The 15,034-nt window shown below is 72.6% G+C and carries 16 protein-coding genes; 12 read left to right on the top strand and 4 right to left on the bottom strand.

Annotated elements, in window-relative coordinates:
- Positions 1 to 25 precede the first annotated feature (25 nt).
- Positions 26 to 1,183 carry a hypothetical protein gene (locus I5071_RS04755; protein ID WP_236604188.1) on the bottom strand — a complete coding sequence of 386 codons (1,158 nt, stop codon included), beginning with the start codon at positions 1,181 to 1,183 and terminating at the stop codon, positions 26 to 28.
- Between the two features lie 33 nt (positions 1,184 to 1,216).
- Positions 1,217 to 1,810 carry a hypothetical protein gene (locus tag I5071_RS04750; RefSeq protein ID WP_236604187.1) on the bottom strand — a complete coding sequence of 198 codons (594 nt, stop codon included), beginning with the start codon at positions 1,808 to 1,810 and terminating at the stop codon, positions 1,217 to 1,219.
- Between I5071_RS04750 and I5071_RS04745 the strand changes: the two genes are divergently transcribed.
- The 8 genes from I5071_RS04745 to I5071_RS04710 all read left to right on the top strand — a co-directional run bounded on the left by I5071_RS04745 (position 1,754) and on the right by I5071_RS04710 (position 8,697).
- Positions 1,754 to 2,614: a TetR/AcrR family transcriptional regulator gene (locus tag I5071_RS04745; RefSeq protein WP_236604186.1), complete on the top strand. Its 861-nt coding sequence runs from the start codon at positions 1,754 to 1,756 to the stop codon at positions 2,612 to 2,614. The genes I5071_RS04750 and I5071_RS04745 overlap by 57 nt on opposite strands.
- A complete protein-coding gene (locus I5071_RS04740) occupies positions 2,611 to 3,066 on the top strand; it encodes a hypothetical protein (RefSeq protein WP_236604185.1) in 456 nt (151 codons plus the stop codon). Before I5071_RS04745 ends, I5071_RS04740 begins: the two co-directional genes overlap by 4 nt.
- Positions 3,063 to 4,016 (top strand): N-acetyl-D-Glu racemase DgcA, encoded by a 954-nt coding sequence (gene dgcA, locus I5071_RS04735; protein WP_236604184.1) that lies wholly within the window; start codon positions 3,063 to 3,065, stop codon positions 4,014 to 4,016. The genes I5071_RS04740 and dgcA overlap by 4 nt, the downstream gene beginning before the upstream one ends.
- Before the next feature lie 41 nt (positions 4,017 to 4,057).
- Positions 4,058 to 4,336 carry a hypothetical protein gene (locus I5071_RS04730; RefSeq protein WP_236604183.1) on the top strand — a complete coding sequence of 93 codons (279 nt, stop codon included), beginning with the start codon at positions 4,058 to 4,060 and terminating at the stop codon, positions 4,334 to 4,336.
- 140 nt (positions 4,337 to 4,476) lie between these two features.
- The gene (locus tag I5071_RS04725; protein ID WP_236604182.1) at positions 4,477 to 5,916 is read left to right on the top strand and encodes a vWA domain-containing protein; all 1,440 of its coding nucleotides are present in this window, start codon (positions 4,477 to 4,479) and stop codon (positions 5,914 to 5,916) included.
- Positions 5,916 to 6,734, top strand: coding sequence for a mitochondrial import receptor subunit TOM22 (locus I5071_RS04720; RefSeq protein ID WP_236604181.1), 819 nt, complete (start codon positions 5,916 to 5,918; stop codon positions 6,732 to 6,734). The genes I5071_RS04725 and I5071_RS04720 overlap by 1 nt, the downstream gene beginning before the upstream one ends.
- 73 nt (positions 6,735 to 6,807) lie before the next feature.
- Positions 6,808 to 8,262: a S1 RNA-binding domain-containing protein gene (locus I5071_RS04715; RefSeq protein WP_236604180.1), complete on the top strand. Its 1,455-nt coding sequence runs from the start codon at positions 6,808 to 6,810 to the stop codon at positions 8,260 to 8,262.
- A 108-nt stretch (positions 8,263 to 8,370) separates the two neighbouring features.
- Positions 8,371 to 8,697: a hypothetical protein gene (locus I5071_RS04710; protein WP_236604179.1), complete on the top strand. Its 327-nt coding sequence runs from the start codon at positions 8,371 to 8,373 to the stop codon at positions 8,695 to 8,697.
- Here the strand turns inward: I5071_RS04710 and I5071_RS04705 are convergent.
- The gene (locus I5071_RS04705; protein WP_236604178.1) at positions 8,694 to 9,593 is read right to left on the bottom strand and encodes an McrB family protein; all 900 of its coding nucleotides are present in this window, start codon (positions 9,591 to 9,593) and stop codon (positions 8,694 to 8,696) included. The genes I5071_RS04710 and I5071_RS04705 overlap by 4 nt on opposite strands.
- 130 nt (positions 9,594 to 9,723) lie before the next feature.
- Between I5071_RS04705 and I5071_RS04700 the strand changes: the two genes are divergently transcribed.
- On the top strand, positions 9,724 to 10,656 hold the full coding sequence (locus I5071_RS04700) for a lysylphosphatidylglycerol synthase domain-containing protein (protein WP_236604177.1): 933 nt from the start codon (positions 9,724 to 9,726) through the stop codon (positions 10,654 to 10,656).
- Here the strand turns inward: I5071_RS04700 and I5071_RS04695 are convergent.
- Positions 10,653 to 12,608, bottom strand: coding sequence for a RecQ family ATP-dependent DNA helicase (locus I5071_RS04695; RefSeq protein WP_236604176.1), 1,956 nt, complete (start codon positions 12,606 to 12,608; stop codon positions 10,653 to 10,655). The two genes, I5071_RS04700 and I5071_RS04695, sit on opposite strands and share 4 nt — an antisense overlap.
- 151 nt (positions 12,609 to 12,759) lie before the next feature.
- Between I5071_RS04695 and I5071_RS04690 the strand changes: the two genes are divergently transcribed.
- The 3 genes from I5071_RS04690 to I5071_RS04680 are packed head-to-tail and all read left to right on the top strand — an operon-like array spanning position 12,760 to position 15,024.
- Complete coding sequence (locus I5071_RS04690) at positions 12,760 to 13,317, top strand: hypothetical protein (protein WP_236604175.1); 558 nt, start codon at positions 12,760 to 12,762, stop codon at positions 13,315 to 13,317.
- A gap of 27 nt (positions 13,318 to 13,344) precedes the next feature.
- Positions 13,345 to 14,049 (top strand): glutathione S-transferase N-terminal domain-containing protein, encoded by a 705-nt coding sequence (locus tag I5071_RS04685; protein WP_236604174.1) that lies wholly within the window; start codon positions 13,345 to 13,347, stop codon positions 14,047 to 14,049.
- Between the two features lie 12 nt (positions 14,050 to 14,061).
- The gene (locus I5071_RS04680) at positions 14,062 to 15,024 is read left to right on the top strand and encodes a TIGR01777 family oxidoreductase (RefSeq protein ID WP_236604173.1); all 963 of its coding nucleotides are present in this window, start codon (positions 14,062 to 14,064) and stop codon (positions 15,022 to 15,024) included.
- Positions 15,025 to 15,034 lie beyond the last annotated feature (10 nt).

Here is a 15,034-nt window from a genome sequence, read left to right as displayed (position 1 = left end):
ATCCGAGCAATCGCTCGGATCTCGATCAACGCGCCGCGGCGCAGGTCACGTCGCGGGTCTCGATCACCAACCCGCCGTCGCGCCGCACGTACGCCACCACGAACGAGTCCCCGCGCCGCGCGACGTCCGCCACGAACGCGCCCTCGATCGCCACCCGCGGCGCGATCGCATCGCCCGCTCCGTCGCGCACCTCGAGCTCCAGACGCTCGCCGCTGCCCACGATCGCCGCGGTCCTCCGGGTCGCGAACGGCTGCGGCGGCGCTTCGCCCGGCGGCACCGCGCGCACGTCGCCGCGGACCTCTCCGTCCGCGCCGATGCGCACGAAGATCGGCCGCGCGAACTCGAACGCCGCGATCACCGAGAGCGCGCCCGCGTACCACTGGAACGACTCGAGCACGAGCGCCTCGTGCAGCGCCTCCACGTCGTGCTCGTCGAGCTGCGTCGAGAGCACGACACCGCTCGTCGCGTCCTCCGCCGCGCCGTGCCGCCACAGCACCGCCCAGCTCCCGCCCGACACCGCGAGCCCGAGGATCTCCGTCGCTTGCTCGCGGGCGTCGATGCCCTCGCCGAGCTCGCGCGTCGTCACCTCGAGCGATCCCTCGCCCGCCACGATGCGATCGAGCGCCGGCTGCGCGCCCGCCGTGGTCCGCGCGATCCACACCGTCTCGCCGCTCGCGCCCACGCGCACCGTGCGCAGCGCGCCGGGCAGCTCGATGATGGCGGGCTCCGATCGCACGCCCGCATCGGGCCCGAGCAGGCGCGCCGCGAGACAATGGGTCGCCTGGTGTCCCTCGGGGCACGCGCCCCGCGTGATCACCACGAAGCGCTCTCCGTCGATCGCTTCGAGCGCGAAGAGCCCCTCCGAGCCCGGCATCGCGATCGGCTGCGGCGTCGCGCCCTCGACCACACGCGACGCGATCGCCGAGATCGCGCCCGCGTCCCCGTCGACCACGATCGTCTGCGACGTGTCGCCCACCGCGATCGCGACGCCGCGCACCCGCGGCAGACCGCTCGCGAACCGCGTCGGCTCGCTCGCACGGCACGACGCGACGAAGCGCGGATCGTGCCGCGGCGCGGGCGACGTCGTCGCCTCTCGCGGCGGTGGCGGCGCGCCTTGGCGCTCCTCACCACCGCATGCTGCGATCGCGATCGCCGCGATCGATCCGAGAGCGAGCCTGCGCACGAGACGCGCGTCTACCAGCGCGCGCCCCGCGTGTCACGCGCTTGCGGGCTCAGCCTCGATCGGCGCGCTCTCGCTCGGCTCCGCCTGCTGCGCCTTCTCGGCCGCGCGCTGCTTGCGACGCTCCATCGCCTTCTGCATGCGCGCGCGATCCTCGAGCTCGCGCTGCGTGCCGACGTACGGCACGCGCGTGCCCATCAGGATGTCGAACCACGGATGCGTCACGCACCAGTTCTTGTCCTGATCGGGCCCCATGTGATGGTCGTAGTGCCAGGGCAGGTGCTCGCGCGCCCACTCCGGGTCCATGTGCGAGCGCTTGTGCTTCCGGTAGTAGTCGATCGCGCTGAACACCACCGTCGCGGTGAAGAACGGCGCGATCGGGAAGAGCGGCAGATGCGCGGCCGCGCCGAGCGTGAGCATCAGCGCTTCTTTGCCCTGCGCGTGCCAGCCGAACACCGAGCGCTGGTACTCGGGATCGTAGTGCCCGTGCAGGCGCACGTTCCGGTGGTGCTCGACCCAGTGGAATTGCCAGAAGCCGCCCTTCTTCCGGCCGCGCTCGTGAAGGACGTACTTGTGGATCACCCACTCGCTCGCGTTCGCGTAGAGCAGCCCGAGAGGAATCCCGATCACCACGCACCTCCCTCGCTCGGCCTCGTCCCAGAAAACGATGACCGGACAGTCATCCTTTTATGTGACATCCCAGGCGCCGTGTCCAGTCGGACTTCGGCGCGTGCGATTCGGGCGTCGGGATCGCCGCAGGAAGAGGGCGTCGCCGCGGTGGCCGTGAAGCGCGCGCCGAAAGAGCGGCCCGGCCCGCCGGGCGGCAAGCGCGACGTCAACCGCAAGCAGCGCACGCAAGCGATCGCGCATGCCGCGCTCGCGCTCTTCCTCGAGAAGGGCGTCGAGGCCGTCACGATCGACGACATCGCGCGCGAGGCCGACGTCGCGAAGGGCAGCTTCTACCGCTACTTCGAGGACAAGACCGAGCTCGTCGACGCGATCTTCGAGCCGGTGTCGACGCTCGTGCGCGCCGCGATGCAGCGCTGCGAGGACGCATTGAGCGCCGCGAACGATCGCGACTCGCTGTTCCAGGCGTACCAGGGGCTCGCGCGCGACCTGATCCCCGTCGCGGTCGGCTACCTCGACGTGGTGCGGCTCTACCTGCAGGAGAACCGCGCGCCTGGTCACGGCGCCCGCGCACCGATCCGCGCGCTCGCGCTCGATATCGAGAAGAGCGCGGTGAAGCTCACCGAGATCGCGGTGCAGAAGGAGCTCCTGCGCGTGTCCGACCCGCGCATCTCCGCGCTCGCGGTGGTCGGCGCGACCGAGCAGCTCGCGCTCGGCTTCCTCCACGGTCGCCTCGACGCGCCGCCCCCGCAGGTCGCGAGCACGCTCATCGATCTCGTGCTCGAAGGCCTGCGTATCCGTCGATGAGCACCGAGCGCTCGACCACGACGGTCCCCGCGGGCGGCGAGCCCAAGGGCACGCCGATCCGCAGCGTGCTCGCGGTCGTCGCGGGGTGGATCACCTTGTTCGTGCTCGGTCAGCTCTTCCTCGGCGTGCTCGCGTCGATGATGCCGGGCGACATCCCGTCGACCGAGGGCGCGCAGCCGACCGAGCGAGGCCTCGCGATGTGGCTCGCGGGCATGCTGCCGAACGGGATCATCGCGGGCCTGATCACTGCGCGCCTCGCGGGCTGGGCGCCGATCGCGCACGCCGCGGTGCTCGGCGGGATCATCGGGTTCTTCGGGATGGTCAGCAGCGACGAGGCGCGCGGCCTGCCCGCATGGTTCGCGATCGGCCGCGCGTTCATGCCGGTCGTGTCGATCGTGCTCGGCGGCATCGCGGCGCGCGCGATCGAGGCGCGGCGCGGCAAGCGCGCATGAAGCTCGCGGTCCGCGCCGAGCGCTGGCCGATCGCGGGCACGTTCACCATCGCGCGCGGTGCGAAGACCGAGGCCGAGGTGGTCGTCGTCGAGATCGCCGACGGCCCGAACGTCGGTCGCGGCGAGTGCGTGCCCTATGCGCGCTACGGCGAGACCACGGCGAGCGTGATCGCCGCGATCGAGTCGGAGCGCGTGCTCGACCGAGCATCGCTCACGGTGCGCGGTGCCGCGCGCAGCGCGATCGACTGCGCGCTCTGGGATCTCGAGGCGAAGCGCACGGGCCGCAGCGTCGCGGAGCTCGCGGGCCTCGACGTGCCGGCGCCGTTCGTGACCGCGACGACGATCTCGATCGACACGCCCGAGCGCATGGCGAGCGCGGCGCGCGCGCTCGATCGCCCGCTCCTCAAGCTCAAGCTCGCGGGCGACGGAGTCGATCTCGATCGCGTCCGCGCGGTGCGTGATGCCGCGCCGCGCGCGACGCTCTGGGTCGACGCGAACGAGGGCTGGGACACGGCGACCTACGACGCGCTCGCACCTCGGCTCGCCGCGCTCGACGTCGCGCTGCTCGAGCAGCCGCTCCCTGCCGCACAGGATCACGCGCTGCGCGGTCGCGCGCGGCCGATCCCGATCTGCGCCGACGAGTCCGCACACGACGCGAGCACCATCGCGTCGCTCGCCGATCGCTACGACGCGGTGAACGTGAAGCTCGACAAGGCAGGCGGGCTCACCGGCGCGATCGCGACGATCGACGCCGCGCGCGCCGCGGGCCTGCGGGTCGCGCTCGGTTGCATGGTGTGCACGTCGCTCGCGATCGCGCCCGCGTGCCTGTTGGTCTCGCGCGCGGACTGGATCGATCTCGATGGATCGATCCTGCTCGCGCGTGATCGCGACGGTGGCGCGCGCTTCGAGGCCGGAACGCTGGTCCCTCCGTCGAGCGCGCTCTGGGGCTAAAAAGCTGGCGTTCGACGCGCGACCGCGGTACCCGAGCGGGCATGCGGCGCGTGACGGTGATCGCGATCGGGGTGGCCTCGGTGCTGGCCGCGTGCGGCGGCGCGCGCACGCGCGTGATCGGCGAGCACGAGGTGCGCTGGGAGGGCGAGCGACAGGACGCGCGCCTGGCGATCGACGGGCGTCCGGTGCGCGTCGTGTGGGACGAGGTCGCGGGCGCCTATCGCGCGCCGGGCTGCGACTTCGGGCCCGCGGCGACGCTCGAGTCGCTCGCCGAGCAGGTCGTCGCGACCTCGCCCCAGAGCTGCGAGCCGCTCGAGTGAGGGTCTACGAATCGTAGATCCATCGATCTACGATTCATCGACTCGGGTCCGGCGATCGCGGCGATCTTCGCGGAATTCTCGCCCTCGCGACGCTGGCGCGCCCGCTGCTCGGAGCCTCGCTCGAACGAGGAGGCACCGAGATGAACCTGCAGATCCCGAAGCGTCGTCGCCGTGCGTGGGGGCTCGCCGCGGCCGCGGTCGCGCTCGCCACCGGCGGCATCGTCCTGTCCACCACGCCGGGGCCCGCGAGCGCGGTGCCCGCCGTCGTCGCGCCGAGCGCGCAGCCCACGCCCGCGAGCGGCTCGCCGCGCGCCGCGCTCCGCGGCCCGCGCGTCGACGGGTTCTTCGCGTTCACCGAGGGCGCTGCGCTCGCCGACGGAGCGCGCTCGCTCTACGCCGAGCTCCGGCTCACCGGCGAGGAGGGCGGCGTCGCGCGGCGCGCTCCCGTATCGCTCGCGGTCGTGCTCGATCACTCGGGCTCGATGAGCGGCGACAAGATCGTGCAAGCGCGCGAGTCCATCGTCTCGCTGCTCGCGCGCATGCACGACGACGATCGCCTGGCGGTGATCGTGTACGACCACGAGGCGCAGGTGCTGCAGCCGCTCGCCAGCGTGCGCGAGCTGCGCGAGACCCTCCCCGCGCGCGTCCGCGCGGTCACCGCCGACGGCGGCACGAACATCCCCGCGGGCCTCGATCTCGGTGCGCGCGCGCTCGCGACCGCGCCCGGCGATCACGTGCGCCGCCTCGTGCTCGTCTCGGACGGACAGGACGGCTCGGGCGAGGCGCTGCCCTCGATCGCGACGCGCATCGCGTCGCGCGCCTCGGAGCGCGTCACCACTTCGTCGCTCGGCATCGGCGTCGACTACGACGAGCGCTTCCTCAGCACGGTCGCGGACTCGGGCCGCGGCAACTACGCGTTCCTCAGCGACGGCGCGCAGCTCGATCCCTTCCTGCGCCAGGAGCTCGACCAGGCGTCGAGCACCGTCGCCGACGACGTGGTCGCCGAGATCGACCTCCCGGCGGGCGCGATGCTGCGCCACGCGCACGGCGCGGTCGCGTCGATCGAGGGCACGCGCGTGCGACTGCCGCTCGGGACGCTCTTCGCGGGAGAGCGACGCAAGGTCGTGCTCGAGCTCGCAGCGCCGATGGGCGCGGTGGGCTCGCTCGCGAGCACCGCGGTGCGCGTGCGCTACGTGACCGTCGAGGACGGGACCGCGCGCGCGATCGACGGCGGCACGGCCTCGGTGCGCGCGGTGGCGAGCGCGAGCGAGGTCGACGCATCGCGCGACGTCGAGCTGCACGCCGATGCGCTCGCCACCGCGATCGACGCCCAGCAGGTGGCCGCGATCAGCGCGTGGCAAGAGGGCCGTCGCGACGAGGCGCTGCGCATGACCGACGCGCACCTGCAGGAGCTGCAGCGCGCGAACACGGCCGCGCCCTCCCCCGCGTACGCCGCGCGCATCGACGCGCTCCGCCGCGATCGCTCGAGCTTCGAGCAGACCGAGGCGCGCTCGGGCGCCGGACGCTCGTACTCGCTGAGCCGTGGCGCCGCGCGCCGCGCGTCCGCGGAGGCCTTCTGATGCTGGCGCGAGCGCTGGTGTCGATCGGCGTGCTCGGGCTCACGCTGCTCGTCGCGGAGACGCTGCGCGCGATGCCCGCGGGCCCCGCGGCGCTGGGCCTCGCGCTCTTCGGCGCCGCGCTCGCGCCGATGATCTCGGGCGCGCCGACGCCGCTCGCGGTGGGGCTCGGCGCGCTCGCCGCGCTCGCGTGGGCGTGGCTCCGACCGATCGCGCCGATCGCGGCGGGCGCGGTGCTCGCGGTGCTGATCTACGCCGTGCGCGCCCTGCGCGGGCGTGACGTCGCGGCGGTGATCACGCACCTCGCGGTCGCGGCGATCGGCGGTGCGAGCGCGACGTGGGTGCTCGCGCGCTTCGGAGACGGCGACGCGTGGGTGCGCGTCGTCGCGATCACGACGTCGATGTTGCTCGTGTCGCTGCCCTTCGCGCTGCACGCGGAGGACGCGCGGGTGTCGGCGCTGATCTCGCTCGCGCGGCGCAGCCGTGGGCCCGCTCGATGGCGTCTCCTGCGTGCCGCCGCGCTGCAGCGACGCGCGACCGAGCCCGCGTTCCCGCTCGCGCGCGACGAGCGCCGCCGCATCGATCGCGCGCTGCGCACCGTGCATCGCCTCGGCGAGGCCCGCGCCGAGGCGGGCGTCGCGGATCTCGTCGCGATCGACCGCGCGCTGGGCGCGCACGTCGCCGGGATCGCGCGGCTCATGCGCGCCCTGCGTGCGCGATGGGCGAGCGGCGAGGCGATCGACGGCGGCGACACGCGCGAGCTCGACGCAGCACGAGAGCGCGCCGCGGCGGAGGCGGCCGCGCTCGAAGAGCTCGCGTGATCTCCTGGATATCGCTGCATTTCCGCAGATCGAGGGCGGCTCGGAGGGCGCGTGCTACGGTGCGCGCCCTCATATGAGCAGCAGCGGTGGACGGAAGGGCGAGAGCTTCGCGGACCTCTTCGCACGTGGAGACGTGCCGATCGCGAAGCAGCGGCGCCTGTCGGTGGGTGAAGAGGTCGAGGGCGTGGTCGGTCACGTCGGGCCCGACTCGGTGTTCGTCGATCTCGACGACAAGCAGCAGGGCTACTTCGACACGATCGAGCTGAAGGACGCGCGCGGCGACGTGACCGTGAAGGTCGGCGATCGCGTGAAGGCGTGGGTCGTCGGGCTCGACGGCGGACAGATCAAGCTCGGCAAGCGCTTCGGGCGCGACGTCGCGAGCACCGATCGCTTCCGCGCCGCGTTCGAGCAGGGCGCGCCGGTCGAGGGCAAGGTCACCGGCGTGAACAAGGGTGGCGCCGAGGTCGATCTCGGCGGCATCCGCGGCTTCTGCCCGTTCTCGCAGCTCGACAACCAGTACGTGCAGGACCCGTCGACGTTCATCGGCCGCTCGCTCTCGTTCGTGATCACGAAGCTCGACGAGCGCGACGTGGTGCTCTCGCGCCGTCAGCTCCTCGAGCGCGAGGCGAAGGACGCGCGCGAGCGCGTGCTCGCGACGCTGGCGATCGGCAGCACCGTGAAGGGTCGCGTCTCGCAGCTGCGCGAGTTCGGTGCGTTCGTCGATCTCGGCGGCATCGAGGGGCTCATCCCGATGCGCGAGCTCTCGCACGATCGCGTGAAGCCCGAGGACGTCGTGCAGCTCGGCGACGTCGTCGAGGTGCAGGTCAAGAACGTCGAGAAGAAGACCACCGACAAGGGCGAGAAGGTCGAGATCACGCTCTCGCTCAAGGCGCTCGCGGCGGATCCGTGGAGCGCGATCGAGGCGGTCGCGCCGGTGGGCAAGGTCGTCGCGGGCCAGGTGAGCCGGCTCGCGGAGTTCGGCGCGTTCGTGCGCATCGCGTCGGGCGTCGAGGGCCTGCTGCACGTGTCGGAGCTCGGCGCGCGCGTGCGTCGTCCCGAAGAGGCCGTGCAGATCGGGCAGGCGCTCCTGGTGCGCGTGCTCTCGGTCGACGTCGCGCGCAAGCGCATCGCGCTCGCGCCGGCGAGCGAGGGCGCGGCGGTGGGCGCCGAGGATCGTGGCGGCGCAGGCGTGATCGTCGGCGCGGTAGTGAAGGCGATCGTCGAGAAGGTCGAGAACTACGGCGTCGTCTGCCAGCTCGCGGGCACCAAGGGACGCGCGGGACGCGCGGTGATCCCGAACGCCGAGACCGGCACGCGCCTGGGCGCGGATCTCCGCAAGGAGTTCCCGGTCGGGCGCGAGGTCACCGCGAAGGTGATCGAGGCGAGCGACAACCGCACCCGCATCAGCATCAAGGCCGCGGTCGAGGACGCGGAGCGCGCGGACTTCGACTCGTTCCGCGCCAAGGGCGGCGGAGCCGGCATGGGCACCCTCGGCGATCTGCTGAAGAAGAAGCTCGGCAAGCGCTGAGCCGCAGCGCGGAAATCGGCGAGCGAAGAGAGAGAATTCTCCGTTCCTCTCCGCCGTCGGCTTTCAGCGAATTCGCGATCGCGGGGCGCGGGGACCAGAATCCACCTCGTGCGCCGCGTTTCGTTCGTCCTCGCGCTCCTGATCGCGTCCACCGCGGGCTTCGCGCTCGCGCAGGCGTCGAGCGTGGAAGTGCAGGGCTCGCGCCCCGAGTGCATCGCGGTGCGCGCGGAAGCGCGCATGCAGGCGTTCGGCTGGGATCACTTCGTCAGCGTGCGGAACGGATGCGCGCAGCCGATGACCTGCCGGGTCTCGACGAACGTGAACCCCACGCCGCAGTCGCTGCCGCTCGCGGTGGGCGAGACCCGCGAGACGCTGATGTGGCGCGGCTCGCCCGCGAGCACGTTCGTCGCGAACGTCGAGTGCGCCGCGCGCTAGTCGCGGAGGATCTTCCAGCGCACCACGTCCCAGCGAAGCCGCGCCGCTTCCGCGGGACGATCCGCGAGGAGCGCCTCGAGCATCGGCTCGACCTCGAAGCGCCACACGTCCTCGATCTCTTCGCCGAGACGCTCGCGGAGGAAGAACGACACGCCGAGCGAGCGATCGGGATCGCGCACCAGCTGCTCGATGCGGTGCAGCACGCCGAGCAGTCCGTCGACGTCGAACCCGGTGCGCGCGTGGAAGCGCCGCAGCACCTCGAGATCCGGCGTGACGCGCAGGTACGCGAAGCGTCGCCGCAGCACGAGATCACCGCCCGAGCGCGCGGCGTCGGTCGACGACATCGTCCCGATGATCCGCACGTTCGAGGGCAACACGAAGGGCGAGTCGCCCGCCGCGAGCGGCATGGGCTCGCCGCGGTACTCGAGCAGGTGCACCAGCTCGCCGAGCACGCGCCCGACGTCGGCGCGATGCATCTCGTCGAGCACCAGCACGCAGCGACCGCGCCGCTCGTAGGCCTTCTCCGCGAACTGCAGGAACCGACCGCGCACGAGCGGCCACTGCACGGTCCCGTCGGAGCGCGTGAGCGGGCGATAGCCCTGCACGAAGTCCTCGTAGGTCGTGCTGGCGTGCAGCACGAGCTGTCGCGTGAAGCCGTCGCCACCGCCCACGAGATGCCGCGCGAGCTCGCGCGCGAGGTAGCTCTTCCCCGAGCCCGGTGGGCCGTAGAGGATCGCCTGCCCCTTGCGCTCGATCGCGTCGACCCAGCGCCGCAGCAGCGCGGGGTCGCGCCCGGTCTTCTCGGCGACGCGCTCGATCGCGTGCACCGGCTGGACGCGACGACCGGTGATCGGATCTTCGCCGGACCAGTCGGGCTCGTCGTCGTCGCCGCTCATGCGACGAACATTGTCCTCGCGGGCCCCGAGGCGAGCAATCGACGACGCGCGCTCGACAGCGCGGGGCCGGGGCCCCACCCTGCTCGGTCCGATGGAGGCGCCGCCGAGACGCTCGTCGCTCGCGGGAACGTTGATCCGCGTCGCCGTCGCGCTCGTGGGCTTCGGCCTCCTCGCGTGGACCGTGTACGACGCGGGCGCGGAGCGGATCGTCGAGATCCTGCCGCACGCCGCGGCGTGGCTGCCGCTCGCGCTCCTGCTCGAGGCGCTGCGCATCGCGACGGATGCCTACGCCACGCGCCTGGTGCTCGGCGAGCGGGGGCGCGTCATCCCGTTCTCGCGGCTCTACTTCGTACAGCTCGCCGCGCAGGGCGTGATGGGCGTGGTGCCCGCCGGACGCAGCGCGAGCGAAGCGGCGAAGGCGACGCTGCTCTCGGCGTGGATCCCGCCCCAGGTCGCGATCGCGATGGGCACCACGAACCAGGCGAACGTGCTCATCAGCTCGGCGGCGTTCTCGGTCTTCTGCATCCCGGGCGCGCTCGCGACGTCGGGCGATACCGGGCTCGCGTGGGCGATCTTCGCGCACTTCGTCGTGCTCATGGCGGCGGGCGTCGGAATGCGCGTCGCGGCGACGCACCCCGAGATCGAGCGCATCCTCGCGCGCCGATGGCCCAAGCTCGGCGAGCGTGCGCGCCTCTTCCACGAAGCGTCGCGCGACGTGCCGGTGGTCGCGCTCGGCCCGGTCACGATGATGTTCATGGGCCGGGCGATCCAGATGGTGCAGTACGCGGTGCTCGCGCACGCGGTGGGCCTCGACGTGAGCGTGCTCGGTGCGCTCGCGGTGCAGGGCGTGAACCTCGTCGCAGCCGCGCTCGGCGTGTTCGTGCCGGGTCAGGTCGGGACGGCCGAGCTGGTGTTCCGCATGTCCGCCGAGGCGCTGGGCACCACCCCCGCGGCCGCGGTGTCGCTCGCGCTGCTGGCGCGCGTGCCGCAGCTGACGTTCATCGCGATCGGTCTCACGACGCTGATGCTCTGGCGCAGCCGGCGCCGCGCCGGCACCGCCTAGTCTCCTTCGAGCGCGGCGAGAAACCTGTCCCCGTACGCCGCGATGCGCGCCGGGCCCATGCCGCGCACCTGCGCCATCTCGTCGATCGTGGTGGGCCGTCGCTCCGCGATCTCGACGAGCACGCGATCGTGGCAGACGACGTACGCCGGGACGTGCTGCTCCTTCGCGAGTTCGAGGCGCACCGCGCGCAGCCGCTCGAACGCCGCGGCCGTCTTCGAGCTCAGCCCCGCGACCGCTGCGGTGGTGCGCGCGCTGCCGTCGCGCTCCACGCGCGTGCCGCCGCGTCCCTTCGGCGTCTTCACCTCGACGGGCGGCAGCAGCACCCGCACCGGCTCCTGCGCGCGCATCACCTTCGCGCCGAGCGCGCTCAGGTACGGCATCGGGAACTCGCTCGCCGTGATCTCCACGAGCCCCGCGGTGACCATCCGACGCAGCAGCGAGATCAACCACTCGCGCGAGTGGTCCTTCAGGATCCCGAACGTGCTGAGCTCGGTGAAGCCCATCTTCTTCTGACGCTCGTCGCTCACGCCGTGCAGCATGTCGGCGACCGCGAGCATCCCCGCGCGACGCTGCGCCCGCGCGACGCCCGCCAGAGCCTTGCGCACGACCAGCGCGTCCTCCTCGCTGATCTTCCGCTCGCCCTCGCCTTCGCGCTCGAGGCGCTCGCACACGTCGCAGTGACCGCAGCCGCCGAGGAGCTCCTGCTCGTCCCCGAAGTACCGCAGGATGAAGTCGTGCCGGCAGCTGCCCGCCTCGACGTAACGCAGCAGCTCGCGGAACAGGCTCCACTGACGATCGCGCTCCGCAGGATCGACCTGCTGCCCGTCGCGACCGTGCTCGATCAGCCGACGTCGCAGCCCGATGTCGTTCGATCCGCTGAGCAAGAGGCCCCACGCCGGCTGTCCATCGCGCCCCGCGCGACCGACCTCCTGGTAGTACGCCTCGATCGATCCCGGCGGCGCGACGTGCACGACGCACCGGATGTCCGGGCGATCGATGCCCATGCCGAACGCGTTCGTCGCCACGACCACGTCGAGCTGGCGCTTCGCGAACGCTTCGCTGACCACGCTGCGCTGCTCGGGCTCGAGCCCCGCGTGATAGGCCGCGACGCGGTACCCGCGCGCCGCGACCAGCCCCGCGACCTCCTCGGTCGACTTCCGCGTCCCCGCGTAGACGATCGCCGCGCCCTTGGGCTCGCGCGGGGTGCCCAGCGCGTCGTCGATCGCGCGCATCATCCACGTCCGCCGCGAGCTGCGACCGTCGCACTCGATCGCCGAGAGATGCAGGTTCGGGCGCGCGAACCCGCGCAGCACCACCTTCGTCTCGCCGTCGGGAAGCCCGAGCTTCTCGAGGATCTCGGCGCGCACCGCGGGGGTCGCCGTCGCGGTGCACGCGACGACGCGCGGCGGCGCGAGCGCGCGCAGCACCTCGCCGATGCGCAGGTAGTCGGGGCGGAAGTCGTGGCCCCACTGCGAGATGCAGTGCGCCTCGTCGATCGCGACCAGCGGCGGGCGCAGCCGCGCGAGCTTGTCGACCACCCCGGGCGCGGCGAGCCGCTCCGGCGCGATGTAGACGAGCGCGAACTTCCCCGCGAAGAGATCGCGCTCTCTCGCCCGTCGCTCGTCCGCGTCGACCGTCGACGCCAGGTACGTCGCGGGGATCCCGCGATCGGTCAGGCTGCGGACCTGATCCTCCATCAGCGCGATCAGCGGCGAGATCACGATCGACGTGCCGCCGAGCACCGACGCCGGGAACTGATAACAGAGCGACTTGCCGCCGCCGGTGGGCGCGAGGACCAAGCAGCGCCCGCTGCCGTGCAGGATCTCCGCGACCGCCTCGCGCTGCCACGGCCGGAAGCTCGGAAGGCCGAAGCGCTCGCTCAACTGGCGATCGAGATCGTCGTCCCGGCCGCGCGCGGCATCGTCACGGCTGTGCTGCGTGCGCGCGTTCACGGCCGGGGCGGCTAGCACGACGGGCGGGTCGTGACCAGCATCGCGCCCCTCGGGCGCGGGCACGGGAGCGTCATCGGGATCGACGGAACCAACGAGGGCGAGGGCAGCTGTCATGACGAATGGCTCGGCGGTTTGGCATCATCGGCGGGCGGTGGTCGAGACACGCCTTCCACGACTGACGGCAGCGCTCTTCGCGCTCACGCTCGCGATCGCCGCGCCCGCGGCCGCCCAGGACGAGCCGCCTCCACCGGTCGACGTCGCGCGCCCGTTCTTCGCGGGCGGCGGCATCGGCGTCGGGGTGCGGCTCGATGGCTTCGTGCCCGCTGCGTTCCGCATCGTCGAGGAGGTCGGGCTCCACCTCGACGGCGTGCCGGTCGGTCCCTTCGTCGCGCTGGCGCTCGCGCAGGACGTCTCGTCGTACTTCTCGATGCAGATCGGGGTGCGCGTCGGGTGGGATCTCGAGCTGCTGCGCCGCCCCGACTTCTCGATCGTCGTCTCACCCGCGCTCGCCGTCGCGTTCGCGTTCGACGTCGGCACCCCCACCGGCGACTGGGCCTACTACCTCGTGCAGCCCGCGCTCGGCGTCGGCGTGCTGCTCCTCGATCGTGTGCTCGCCATCTGGCTGCGCCCGATCGGGGTCGACGTGTACATCGGCGAGCAGATCCACGGCGGATGGGTCTCCACGCTCGGCGCGTCCGTCGCATTCTGAGCGGCGCTCGTGATAAGCACGCACCGCGTGACGAGCGCCTTCGATCACTTCACGTCCACCGCCGCGAGCTTCGTGCGCGGACAGGCCGGCGCGCGCGTCGGCGCGCTCGGTCCACGCCCCCTCGAGCCATTCCTGCTCTGGGAGTTCGAGGCGTGCCCCTTCTGTCGCAAGGTGCGCGAGGCGCTCTCGATCCTCGATCTCGACGCGCTCGTCTTCCCGTGTCCGCGCGGCGGCACCCGCTTCCGCGACGAAGCGCGCGCCCGCGGCGGCAAGACGCAGTTCCCCTTCCTCGTCGATCCCAACGCCGACGATCGCGCGCTCTACGAGTCCGACGCGATCATCGCGTACCTCTTCGCGCGCTACGGCCACGGCCGTCCCCCGCGACGCCTCACCCTCGGCCCACTCACCCTCGCGACCTCGGCGATCGCGTCCGGGCTGCGCCTCCCGCACGGTCGCGCCGCACGTCCGAGCCGCACGCCCGACGCGCCGCTCGAGCTCTTCGCGTACGAGGCCTCGCCCGACGCGCGCCTCGTCCGCGAGGTCCTCTGCGAGCTCGAGCTGCCCCACCTCTCGCGCTCCTGCGCCGAGGGCAGCCCGACGCGCGAGGCGCTGCGCACCCATCACGGCGACGTCGCCCTGCCCTTCCTGCACGACCCGAGCGCGGGCGTGTCGATCCACGGCGCGAGCGAGGTGATCGCGCACCTCGAGCGCACCTACGCGCTGCCCGCCTGAGGAGATCCGACGATGGAACGTCTGAGCATGCTCGACGGAGCGACGCGCATGACCGAGCCCGGCATGCGCGTCCTGATCACCGGCGTCACGGGCCTCGTGGGCGCGCGCCTCGCCGCGCACCTGCTCATGAGCCGCGTCGAGATCGTCGCGCTCTCGCGCGAGCCCGCGCGCGCCCAGGAGAAGGTCGCGGCGGTGAGCCGCGCGTGGAAGTGGAGCCCGGACGTCGCTGTCCCCGAGCAAGCGGTGCAGGGCCTCGACGCGGTGGTGCACCTCGCGGGCGAGAGCGTCGCGGGGCGCTGGACCGACGAGAAGAAGCGCGCGATCGAGCAGAGCCGCGTCGAGGGCACGCGGCGCGTCGTCGACGCGATCGCCGCGCTCCCCCAGAACCAGCGCCCCTACGTGCTCGTGTCGGCGAGCGCGATCGGCTACTACGGCGAGACCGGCGAGCGCGAGGTGCGCGAGGGCGATCCGCCCGCCGACGACTTCCTCGCGAAGGTCTGCATCGCGTGGGAGCGCGAGGCGATGCGCGCCGAGGAGCTCGGGGTGCGCGTGGTGACGCCGCGCCTCGGCCTCGTGATGTCGCCCGAGGGCGGCGCGCTCCAGCGCATGCTCCCGATCTTCAAGATGGGCTTCGGCGGCAAGCTCGGATCGGGGCGCCAGTGGTGGCCGTGGATCCACCTCGACGACGTGATGGGCATCATCCAGCACGCGATCGCGCATCGCGAGCTGCGCGGCCCGATCAACGCGACCTCGCCCTCGCCGGTGCGGCAGTCGGAGTTCGCCGAGGTGCTCGCGCGCGTGATGCGCCGCCCCGCGTTCGTCCCCGCGCCCGCGTTCGCGATCAAGACCGCGCTCGGCGAGTTCGGCAGCGAGGTGCTCGGCTCGCGCAAGGTGCTCCCGGCGCGCGCGCTCGAGAGCGGCTACCGCTTCAAGTTCCCCGAGCTCGAGCCGGCGTTGCGGGACCTCCTCGGTTGAATCGTGTAGG

This window comes from Sandaracinus amylolyticus (genome assembly GCF_021631985.1).
Taxonomy (GTDB): domain Bacteria; phylum Myxococcota_A; class Polyangia; order Polyangiales; family Sandaracinaceae; genus Sandaracinus; species Sandaracinus amylolyticus_A.
The sequence above is the reverse complement of the archived record's forward strand: the minus strand, read 5'-3'. Positions and strand labels throughout refer to the sequence as shown.